The organism is Psychroserpens algicola, from assembly GCF_014526325.1.
Taxonomy (GTDB): domain Bacteria; phylum Bacteroidota; class Bacteroidia; order Flavobacteriales; family Flavobacteriaceae; genus Psychroserpens; species Psychroserpens algicola.
This window is the reverse complement of the sequence record NZ_JACNMJ010000002.1, coordinates 230,070-242,102: the sequence shown is the minus strand read 5'-3', so window position 1 is coordinate 242,102 and position 12,033 is coordinate 230,070. Positions and strand designations below refer to the sequence as shown.

Annotated in this window: 7 protein-coding genes; 1 reads left to right on the top strand and 6 read right to left on the bottom strand. The window is 34.5% G+C overall.

Annotated features, from left to right (window positions below; all coding sequences use genetic code 11):
• Positions 1-59: 59 nt before the first annotated feature.
• From wecB to H7350_RS06910, 6 genes are read right to left on the bottom strand one after another with little or no spacing between them, the layout of a single operon-like run.
• Positions 60-1,193, bottom strand: a complete 1,134-nt coding sequence (wecB, locus tag H7350_RS06935; protein ID WP_204345172.1) for a non-hydrolyzing UDP-N-acetylglucosamine 2-epimerase — start codon at positions 1,191-1,193, stop codon at positions 60-62.
• A gap of 3 nt (positions 1,194-1,196) precedes the next feature.
• Positions 1,197-2,330, bottom strand: a complete 1,134-nt coding sequence (locus tag H7350_RS06930) for a polysaccharide biosynthesis C-terminal domain-containing protein (RefSeq protein WP_204345171.1) — start codon at positions 2,328-2,330, stop codon at positions 1,197-1,199.
• A gap of 4 nt (positions 2,331-2,334) precedes the next feature.
• Entirely contained in the window at positions 2,335-2,766 is a 432-nt protein-coding gene (locus H7350_RS06925; protein ID WP_204345170.1) for a dTDP-4-dehydrorhamnose 3,5-epimerase family protein, read from the bottom strand.
• Positions 2,759-3,769: a polysaccharide biosynthesis protein gene (locus H7350_RS06920; protein WP_204345169.1), complete on the bottom strand. Its 1,011-nt coding sequence runs from the start codon at positions 3,767-3,769 to the stop codon at positions 2,759-2,761. Before H7350_RS06920 ends, H7350_RS06925 begins: the two co-directional genes overlap by 8 nt.
• A complete protein-coding gene (locus tag H7350_RS06915; RefSeq protein ID WP_204345168.1) occupies positions 3,762-4,994 on the bottom strand; it encodes an oligosaccharide flippase family protein in 1,233 nt (410 codons plus the stop codon). Before H7350_RS06915 ends, H7350_RS06920 begins: the two co-directional genes overlap by 8 nt.
• The gene (locus tag H7350_RS06910; RefSeq protein ID WP_204345167.1) at positions 4,981-6,177 is read right to left on the bottom strand and encodes a hypothetical protein; all 1,197 of its coding nucleotides are present in this window, start codon (positions 6,175-6,177) and stop codon (positions 4,981-4,983) included. Before H7350_RS06910 ends, H7350_RS06915 begins: the two co-directional genes overlap by 14 nt.
• Before the next feature lie 523 nt (positions 6,178-6,700).
• Here H7350_RS06910 and H7350_RS06905 point away from each other — a divergent pair.
• Positions 6,701-11,665 carry a T9SS type A sorting domain-containing protein gene (locus H7350_RS06905; protein WP_204345166.1) on the top strand — a complete coding sequence of 1,655 codons (4,965 nt, stop codon included), beginning with the start codon at positions 6,701-6,703 and terminating at the stop codon, positions 11,663-11,665.
• Positions 11,666-12,033: the final 368 nt, after the last annotated feature.

The window sequence follows — 12,033 nt, the reverse complement described above, 5'->3', positions numbered from 1 at the left end:
GCATTTTTTACTGAAAAATTAAAATTACTATATATAAAAACGCCCCTCTTCAACAGTTATCATTTAGACCAAACCACTCGGTTTACATAATCGATATATGAGATGATAATTCTAACTACTTTTTCGCTTACATTAGGCATAGAGTAATCGGCAACCCTTCTGAAATTTCGTTCAGGGTTTCTCTCTTGCACCTTTAAAGCGGCCAAACCTTGCAAAATACGTTCTGGTTTGAGTCCTACCATCATCACAGAAGCTTCTTCCATAGCTTCCGGACGTTCATGTGCTTCTCTAATATTTAGTGCAGGAAAGTTTAAAATTGACGATTCTTCTGAAATCGTACCACTGTCTGATAGTACTGCAAAAGCATTTCTTTGTAAAGCGTTGTAATCACTAAAACCTAAGGGCTTCATGAACTTTACTTCGTCTCTCACTTTGACATTTTTTGCATCAATCATATGTCGCGTTCTCGGATGTGTAGATACAATAATTGGATATTTATACGTATCTGCAATGGTATTCAGACTTTCTATTAATCCATTAAAGTTTACCTCACTACTAATATTTTCCTCTCGATGAGCAGATACTACAAAATACTTTCCGTCTTCAAGGTTAAGACGACTTAATACATCTGAATCTGTTATTTGATCCAGATACTTGTGTAGGACTTCAAACATTGGGCTTCCCGTTTTTATAACCCTGTCGGCAGGCAAGCCTTCACGAAGAAGATACTCACGAGCAATATCACTGTAAGTTAGGTTGATATCCGCCAAATGATCTACAATACGTCTGTTTGTTTCTTCTGGAACACGTTGATCAAAGCATCGGTTTCCAGCTTCCATATGAAATACTGGGATTTTACGTTTCTTAGCAGTAATAGCTGCTAAACAGCTATTGGTGTCACCCAATACGAGAAAAGCATCGGGTTGTTCTTGTTCGAGAATTGGGTCGATATTAATTAAAATCTGACCTATAGTTTCGGTAGCAGACCCTTTTGCAGCATTTAGAAAATGATCAGGCTTGCGTAAACCTAAATCTTCAAAAAATATTTCATTTAGCTCATAATCGTAATTCTGACCAGTGTGGACTAATACATGATCTATGGCTTCATTTTTATCTAAAGCTAAAATCACGCAAGAGAGTCGTATAATTTCTGGTCGTGTTCCTACTACTGTAACAATTTTTAATTTTTTCATGACTTATACATTTTCAAAATAAGTGTCAGCGTCTTCTGGGTTGTAAGGTTCATTAATCCAGAACAAGGTTACAAGTTCTGTATCACCTATATTTTTTATATTATGTGTATACCAGATTGGCATATCTACATAAGCAGGATGCTCACCATCCAGATAATAATCTATAACTTTATCTGTTCCGATTTTTCGCAACTGGATTAATGCTTTTCCGCTTATAACAGCAAAACGCTCAGCTTTTCTTGTGTGGAAATGATTTCCGCGGGTAATTCCTGGCACTGTGGTTGAAAAGGAAAATTGTCCGCTGGTATTAGTTCTAGCAATCTCTACAAACATGCCTCTTGGATCTGTGTGCTTTTCAAAAAGTACAGGATAATGATCTTCGGGAATATAGCATCTATAGGTGTTGAAAAGTGCTTTTTCAAAAGGATCTTCTAATGATGGAAATACACCATTAGCCAAATAATTAGTTTTAAAAGACACCAATAAAGCTAAAATCTCTGATACTTTTCTAGAACTTGTATGCGGCACAAGATATTCATAACAGGATGTGTTAAACTCATTAGTAGGTATGTCCTCTTTAATGATACCAATAAATGCTGCAACTAATTCGTTGACATAAATTAAATTAACTTGAGAGTCAACATGTACTTCAGGTGTTTCACCGTGTGTTAATTTATGACAGAATGTAGCAATAAATGAATTGTAATTAGGCTTACCAAATGGTCCGAAAACATTAGGAATGGTTAGCGATGTAAATTTACCTCCAGAGGCTACAGCCCATTGCTCAAAAATAGTTTTACCTTCTTTTTTAGATTTTCCATATAGATTATCGTTTAACTCTTGCGTAGACGATGAGAATATAATATGTGGTGTTGCATTAGTTTGTACACAAGCATTGACAAGCTTTTTTACTAAAGCAATATTCGTATTGTAGATAACCTGTTGATCTTCATGGCGATTCATTGCTGCTAAATGAACAATAACATCGCATTGAGAAACAAAAGTATTTAATGCTGTTTCATCTTCGAAGAACTGTCTTTCAAAGGGGATTAAGGCTATTGAATCGTCGAGACTTAAGGTCGTGAAAAGATGATTTCCAATAAATCCGGCTTGTCCTGTTATTCCAATTTTCATCATAATCTTACCATTTATTTATCCATTTATTGGTTTCAAATCTATAATCATCTTGTTTTGATGTTTCCAAATCAAAATTTGAAAATACCATAAGTTTAGCATCATCAGTGATGGCTTTAAAACCGTTTGCATAACCTCCAGGAATATAGAGTATTTGTGGTTTGTTTTCATTTAATTCGAAAGAAAAGACTTCTAAATCATCAGAGGGATTATCAAAAGTGTCTAATTTGACTAAGCTAATTTTAAATGCTCCACGCGAACAATAGAACCATTTGGATTCTTTTTTATGTGCTTGCCATGCCCTTATTGTTGTTGTATCGTTATGTGCAATTTCATAAAAACGAACGATGGGTTGCAACGAAAAAGCATTGACAAATGACAATGTACCTCTATTATCACTAAACAAATCACCTTCAATTATTTGGTGCTCATTACTCATTTAAACTGTCTTTAATAAATTGCAGATTCATAAGCGTGTCTTTAAGAGCATCTTTAGTTAATTGCGTTGTATTATGCGAGTGATAATCTTCTATTTTACTAATATCTTTTTCGCCTTCTGAAAAGTAACGGTTATAGTTTAAATCCCTATTATCGGCAGGTATTCTGTAGAAATCACCCATATCTTCAGCCTTTTGCATTTCTTCGCGAGTACAGAGTGTTTCATATAATTTTTCACCATGTCTGGTTCCGATGATTTTTATTTCGTTTTTTGCATTGAAGATATCTTGAATTGAAGCAGCCAAATCTCCAATTGAACTTGCAGGTGCTTTGTTGACAAACAAATCTCCCTGATTTCCATTTTTAAATGCAAATATTACAAGATCAACAGCATCTTCTAATGACATTAAAAACCTCGTCATATTTGGGTCTGTAATTGTTAAAGGCATATTGTCTTTAATTTGTTTCACAAAAAGAGGAATAACCGATCCTCTTGAGGCCATAACATTTCCGTATCTGGTTAAGCATACAGTAGTGCTGTCTTCAGAAATGTTTCGCGAGGCTGCAATAGCCACTTTTTCCATAAGCGCCTTACTGATTCCCATAGCATTAATTGGATACGCTGCTTTATCGGTACTTAGGCAAATAATTTTTTCGACTTTATTTTTGATGGCAGCATCAATAGTGTTTTGAGTTCCTAAAACATTGGTCTTTGTGGCTTCAATAGGGAAGAACTCACATGAAGGAACTTGTTTTAAAGCAGCAGCATGAAACACATAATCAACACCACTCATAGCTCTATCAATGCTGTTGAAATCTCTAACATCACCAATGTAAAATTTCACCTTGTCATTTTGAAGCCGATTTCTCATATCGTCTTGCTTCTTTTCATCTCTACTGAATATCCTTATTTCTTTGATATCAGTATCTAAAAATCGGTTTAAGACTACATTACCAAATGAACCTGTTCCTCCAGTAATTAAAAGGATTTTTCCTTTAAACATATTTGTTTTTTTTAATGAATTTGGTATAATAATAATACATCATGAATAGATAAGTTGCACTTGCAAAAATCTTAGTCACTATTGCTCCGGTAACACCAAAATATTTGACTAAAATAGTATAGCCCAAAACATTAACAATTCCTACGACAAATGCAGAATTTCTTAATAATTTACCTTTACCATTTGCTCCTAAAAATCTATTAATCAGGTCTCCAAAGCCATGGAGCAAAAAGCCAAAAATTAATATTTTTGATATGTCTATTGCTGGCGTAAAGTCTTCAGAATAAAACAGTAGAAATACTCTTTCAATAAAAACATAAAATACTATTAGTGCTAAAACTGTGGCTAAAATAGAAAAAATTATAACCTTTTTAGGTATATAATCGAAGTTTGCAAATTTTTTAAAAAGCACTGTTCCTAAAACAGATGGTATCATAATTAATGGGGAGCATACAGTCATAGCTAGTGTAAAAAAGCCTACTTGAGTATTGTCTATATAATAGGATAGTGAAAACCCAACTATATGTGCTGTTGCGACACCAGCAAGACTTCCATAATATATAGGCTTTCCATTTGTATTATTCTCATGAATTACATCTTTGACAAGGCTCTTTTTAATATCAAACTTTGGTTTCAGTTTAATTATAATTACAATTAAAAAAAGTAGCTGAAAACCATAAAAGAGTAATAAGATGTCTTCGAGATGTAATGGGTTTTTTAGGTTGAAACTGTAGGCGATTACTAAATATAGAATTGCAGGAACTGCATTTAAAACTGATAACGTATATATTTTATTTAGGCCTTTTAGAATTTCCCTCAAGGCAATACTTCCAAGAATAGCGAAAATTAAAAATGAATATTGCCTGAAAATATGACCCAAATTCCCAGAGAACCAAATAGGCTCTATAAAAGAAAAAATGAGCAATAAAATAACTCCAATCGCACCAGCAATGGCTAATGCTATTACAAAAAAGCCTATAAGACGATGTGTGTAGATTTTGCTTTTTGCTATGGCAAGCATTCTTGTGATAGAAATAAATATACCTACTGATACCAGACTAGCTAAAAAGCGAAAAACAGTTTCAATAAACTTGAAATCACCAAAGGCTTCTTTTCCTAAAACTCGAGTATTGAATACACTTATGGCGAAGCCTAAGCCTACACCAATAAATGTTGAACCATACAACGTGACTATTTTTTTTATGGTGTCTTTATCTATATTCACTTCGTTTGCTGTATTTATATAGTAAACGGCCTTGAATGACACAAATAATAAAAAAGTAAAAATCTACAGACATCGTAGAATATATTGAAACACCAGCACAAGCTAGAGTCCAGATGACTAGGACAAAAGATTCAACTCTTGTTTCATAGTCTTGTCCTTTTTTTATAAATAACTTAAAGGGTATAACGGCTGTTAAATAAAAGTACATCATTGCAGGAATGAGTCCAGCCCACCACAATAATAAAAGCCATTGATTATCGAGATATGGATATTGTCGTCCATTAAAATCCCATGTGGAGTCAAAGCCAGTTCCAACAATCAGATCATAAACATTAATCTGACTCAAAAATGCGTTTAATTGATTTGAGCGTGTATCATTTGTTCCTCGCTGCTGTAAAAGCTCTAAAGAGGTACTTAATGCTTCAGAATTTAATAAAACATATATGAATAGTATTCCGACGAGAACTCCTCCAATAGCATAAAATGTTTTTTTCTTGGTATGAATAAAATCAAAAATAATCACCATTAGAAAAATTAATAAAAATGATCTTGTTAAGGTGACCAGAGCTGTTGATATACCAATAATGATTGCAAATATTCTTATGAATCTGAGTTTTTTATTATCCTTCAATATTAAAAACACAAATGGTGAGATCCATACGAGATTAGTTGCATAGACACGATACTTAGCGAGTGATTGACCACGATACAGACCTATTCCGTAAACCACAAGACTATAAATTACATAGGCAGAAATCACAAGGACAGCAACGAGCAGAAATTTTTTGAAAATCTCATACCTCTTATCATCAAACCCTACGAATATCAAACCTAAGCAAATCCAAGGCCCAATACCTTTAGTATCCATTAATCCTGTAATGTCATCAAGACCAGGACCAGTAAAAAGGTAGTTTATTGTGATATAACCCAGAATTAAAAGATAGGCTATAAAAAATTTGGGCAGATACTTTTTTCTGGATTGGAATATGCTGATTAGAACCGAAATAAATATGAATATGACAGAAAGCGATCTGAAATAGCGTTCAGGACCTAATGATATTGAACCAGAGGACATCTTACTGTATAATCGCTCTTGAGCAAAATATACAAAAATTAAGCCTAGAGCTAAACCTATGATGAATAAATAGGTTACTAACTTATTTATGTTATCCGTTTTGTTCAATTAGAGTGATAGTTTTGACTTGATAGGTACTGCGATTTGGTTCAATATAAAGTATTTTGGTTGTAAGTAGGTTATTTTGATGTTCCAAATATGTGAAATAGAAATGATATTAGCTTATAAATTTGATGAAAACGTCTATTTTAACGATTATCCATAATCTTTTCTTGATTGTTTTTTATCCTACAAGTCTGTCTCTTTTGTGTTTGAAGTTGCTATTTAATTTACTAGCTGTGCTTTATTGTTATCAATAATTTTTGTGTGATTTTTCCTAATTATATGTAAGAATTGTAGAAAATTTTGTTAAAATTTTATCGATGTAATCCATTTTTTATCGACCAACGTACATTAAGTATTATTGTTTTTTTGACAAATTTTTGACAAAAATATAGTCAATTATAGTAAAAAGTAGGAATTATATTTCATTTTTAATACACATTATCGAATAATTAATACTTTAAACGTTAATTTTTAAATTTATTGTCTAGATTGGTCGCAATATTAAAGTCCCCAAATTTAATAGCACATGAAATCCCCAAAAAACCTATGGCATGCCTATGGCATTTCGATATTATGTAAAAATGTTTTATTTAGTCTAATTTTAATCTCTAGTTTAGCCTCTTATGCTCAATTAGCTTTCCCTAGTGCAACAGGTGCTGGAGCACATGTTACTGGAGGTAGAGGAGGTTCAGTCTATCATGTCACCAATCTCAATAATAGTGGCTCAGGTAGTTTTAGAGACGCGGTTAGTGGATCAAATAGAATTATTGTATTTGATGTTAGTGGAACAATAGAGCTATCGAGCAGTCTATCAATCTATGCTGATAATTTAACAATAGCTGGACAATCTGCACCAGAAGGAGGAATCACAATTACTGGTAACGTTATTTATTTTCAAAATACCAATAATATTATTGTAAGGTATATTAGGTTTAGACCTAATTATAATGCCAGTGGAAGCGTTGATGCGTTAAATGCGATTAACTGTACTAACTTTATTATAGATCATTGTTCGGTATCATGGGGAGGAGATGAAGCATTTAGTCTTAGAGGGAGTTCATCTGATGTAACCGTTCAAAATTGCATATTTGGTGAAAGTGCTACTGGGATGTTAGCAGGAGAAAGTAGTAATGCTAGCTCAACAAACTTCAGTATAAACAGTAATTTGTGGTATAATATAAGTCACAGATTCCCTAATGTTAATGCTATAAGAACGGATGTTATTAACAATGTGGTTCATAACTGGTATACAAGATTAAAGGTTGTTGCCTCACGTGATCATGCTCAGTTAAACGAAATAAACAATTATTATCAAAGCGGAACAAAGACTGGTGAGCCAAGAAGTCCAAACTGGTCTGTAAACTGGTTAGACATTGGTAGCGCTAGTCAGCGATCTAATATTAGAATCTATTCAGATGGAAATGTCTATCCTTCATTTATAAGTGAATCTGAAGATGATTGGGACTTATATGTTCATAGATTTAATGTTACGAGCGGAGCTTACGCAGGAACCAATCAGTGGGATGATGGAAATACTGATTTTAGAGTATCATCTCCATTTGGATTGTTAGGAGAGCCTACGAATATTATGACTGCCGAAGAAGCTCTAGAAAATGTTCCTCTAAATTCTGGAGCGTATAAATATTTGAATAGCGACGGAACTACAGGAGAATATCGTGATGCTATTGATGATACCTATGTGACTAATGTTGTTAATGGTACATCAGAACCCTATTCTTATCCACCAACAAATATTACAAGTAAACCAAGTTATGTTAATTTCCATAATTCGGTAAGTAATACACCTATAAACTCAAGACCTTCTGATTACGATACTGATAATGATGGTATGGCTGACGAATGGGAAATGATACAATATAATACACTTTCTAATGCGGCTTCTGAAGATGAAGATGGAGATGGATATACAAACGTTGAAGAATTTTTGAATGAGGTGGATACACCTGGTACTGGAGAAACAAATGGAAATGAAGTTACAGTAAGTTCTAATGCAACCAATGACACTATATGTGAAGGTGAAGAGGTTGTTTTAACAGCTGCAAATGCCAATTCATATGAATGGGATTTTAATAATGAAACATCTCAAAGTATTACTGTGGCTCCAACTGTAACTACAACGTATACAGTAACAGGAACACATTCTGATGGAAGTTTTACTGAAGCACAAATTACAATTACAGTAAATGAACTACCAACAGCAAATGCAGGTGAGGATGTATCTACTTGTTTAGGAACACCAATTACGTTAACTGCTACAGGCGGAACTTCGTACGAATGGAACACAGGTCAAACAACAGCCTCAATTACAGTAAACCCAAGTGTGACTACAACATATTCTGTTGAAGTTACGCAGAATAATTGTACGAGTACAGATAACGTTACTGTTACAGTAAACGATATTCCAAATGTTGATGCTGGTGAAGATGTTACTATATTTATAGGAGAAAGTACCACATTGACTGCTACAGGTGCTGATTCATATTTATGGAGTACTGGTGAAACTACACAATCGATAACTGTTAACCCTGTTTTAGATACATCATACTCTGTAACAGGAACTACCAATGGTTGTGAGGACTCAGATTCGGTTACTGTTTTTTTGCTAGATGACAGTGTCAATGCTAATGCTGGAAATGACACCGAGATTTGTAATGGAGAAACTATTACACTTACAGCAACTGGAGGAACAACATATCTTTGGAATACAGGAGAAACAACCGCAAGTATAAATATTTCACCTACAATAACGACAACATATACAGTTACTGCATTTAGTGTATCTGGTACAAATCAGGATGAAGATAGTGTGACTGTCACTGTTAACGAATTACCTATAGCTGACGCAGGTAACGATTCTGATATATGCCTTGGAAATGAAACTACATTAACAGCTTCTGGAGGAACAACATTCCTTTGGAGTACAGGGGAAACAACTCAAAGTATCACGGTAAGTCCGGATGCAACAACTACCTATACCGTTGAAGTATTTGAAAACAATTGTTCTGATACAGATGAGGTCCTTGTGACTGTTAATGCTATACCAGCAACAGATGCAGGTTCTGATGTAACCATTACTGAAGGTGAAAGCACAACGCTAACAGCAACTGGAGCAGACTCTTATTTGTGGAGCACAGGAGAGACTAGTGAAAGCATTTCAGTAAGTCCAAATGCAACTACAACTTATTCAGTAACGGGAACTTCAAATGGCTGTGAAACTTCCGACAGTGTTACTGTTATTGTACAATCTGAAAATGTTACAGCTAATGCAGGATTAGATGTTACCATTTGTAATGGAGAAAGCACGACGCTTACAGCTACAGGAGGAACAACTTATTTATGGAGTACAGGTGAAACTACAGCAAGTATTACTGTAAACCCAAATACAACAACAGATTACACTGTAACGGCATTTAATACAGCGCAAACAGCTTCAGATGAAGATAGTGTTACTGTAATAGTTAACGAATTACCAGCAACAGATGCAGGTGCAGATGTGACCATTTCCGAAGGAGAAAGTACAACGCTAACTGCTACTGGAGCAGACACATATTTATGGAGTACAGGAGCGACTACAGCATCGATTACTGTGACACCAAACAGTTCTACAACTTATACAGTGACAGGGTTTTCTAACAACTGTGAATCAACAGATGAAGTGTTAGTGACAGTAAACATAGAAAATGTTACAGCTAATGCAGGATCAGATGTTACTATTTGTAATGGAGAAAGCACAACGCTTACAGCAACAGGAGGAACAACTTATGTATGGAGTACAGGTGAAACTACAGCAAGTATTACAGTAAACCCAAATACGACAACAAATTATACTGTAACAGCATTTAATACAGCGCAAACAGCTTCAGATGAAGATAGTGTTACTGTAATAGTTAACGAATTACCAGCAACAGATGCAGGTGCTGATGTGACCATTTCCGAAGGAGAAAGTACAACATTAATTGCTACAGGAGCAGATACATACCTATGGAGTACAGGAGCGACTACAGCATCGATTGCAGTGTCACCAAACAGTTCTACAGCTTATACAGTAACAGGATTTTCTAACAACTGTGAATCTTCAGATGAAGTGTTGGTAACAGTAAACATAGAAAATGTTACAGCCGATGCTGGATCAGATGTTACTATTTGTAATGGAGATAGCACAACGCTTACAGCAACAGGAGGAACAACTTATGTATGGAGTACAGGTGAAACTACTGCAAGCATTACTGTAAATCCGAATACAACAACAAATTATACTGTAACAGCATTTAATACAGCTCAAACAGCTTCAGATGAAGATAGTGTTACAGTAACCGTTAATGAATTACCAGTAACAGATGCAGGTGCTGATACTTCGATTTTTATAGGAGAAAGTACAACCTTGACAGCAACAGGAGCAGATTCTTATGTGTGGAGTACTGGAGAAACAACAGCAAGCATTGTTGTTACACCAAATGAAACTACATTATACACTGTAACTGGAATTTCTAATGGATGTGAAGTTTCTGATGACGTTATGGTAACAGTTGCTTTTGAAGCTAGTGCTGGAGCAGATCAAACAATTTGTCAGGGATATTCGACGACATTGACAGCTTCAGAAGGAGATGCTTACTTATGGAGTACAGGTGAGACCACGCAAAGCATTACAGTAAACCCTTCAGGAACGCAAACTTACACGGTTACTGTGTATCAAGGCGCATTTCAAGATGATGCAGATGTTACTGTTTCAGTAAATCCGAATCCTAATGTTATCATTAGCAATGGAGGTGAAGTGATGATTTTGGAAGGTGAATTCGTGACACTTTCGGCCAGTGGTGCCAACAGTTACCTGTGGAATAATGGCGCAACACAGCCAAATATAGCCGTAAGCCCATCAGCAACGACAACCTATGAAGTAACGGGTTATATCAATAATTGTGAAGACACATCAGCTGTAGTTGTAAATGTTGTTGGCATTGTGGAAGCTGATGCAGGAGAAGACATCACAATTTGTTCAGAAGAAACAGTCACTCTAACAGCAACAGGAGGAGAGGAGTACTTATGGAATACAGGTGAAACAACTCAAAGTATTGAAGTGTCTCCAGATTCAGATACAGAATACTCTGTCTTAGTTTACAATGCTTTAGATAGTGATGAGGATACTGTAATGGTATTTGTTGAAGCTTGTAATACGATAGAAAATCCGCCACCAACTGAAACTGAAGCCTTTGATTTTATAGTATATCAAGAGCCGACAGAAGACGTATTAAAAGTTAAAATTAATGGATTAGATTCGGTAACTGCTCGAGGAATATCTATCTATGACATGTCTGGAAAAGTCTTATATACTGAATTATTTAGTGCATCAGAATTAGAAAACCAATCTGAAATGATACGATCAATTAATACATCACCTTATGCCAGAGGCATCTATATTGTTAGATTGATTTATGACGATACCAGTGTCTTAAAGAAAATCCCGATTCGGTAATATATTTTTGAATTAGCTATTAATTGTAATAACCATTGCTAGTATAAATATGCTAGCAGTGGTTTTTTTATGTAATAACAATAGTACACTTCATATGATTCTTAAATAATTTTATACATATCTTAATAATTTTAATCTATTGTACGTCAGTTTGTTATGTGCGTTAATTTTTAGTATTTAAGCTTCGTTTAATAAATAAATGACGTTTCAACGTCTTTTTCTGCACTTTCATCGTATATCAAATCGTATACCATAATGCAATGTATGTATGATCTAATCAATTTTTAGATTTTTAGTACGAAAATTCTTAATGAAAATTAGTCGCAATTGGCTTTAAATTAGTTGATTAGAATTGTAGTTTTGCGTCT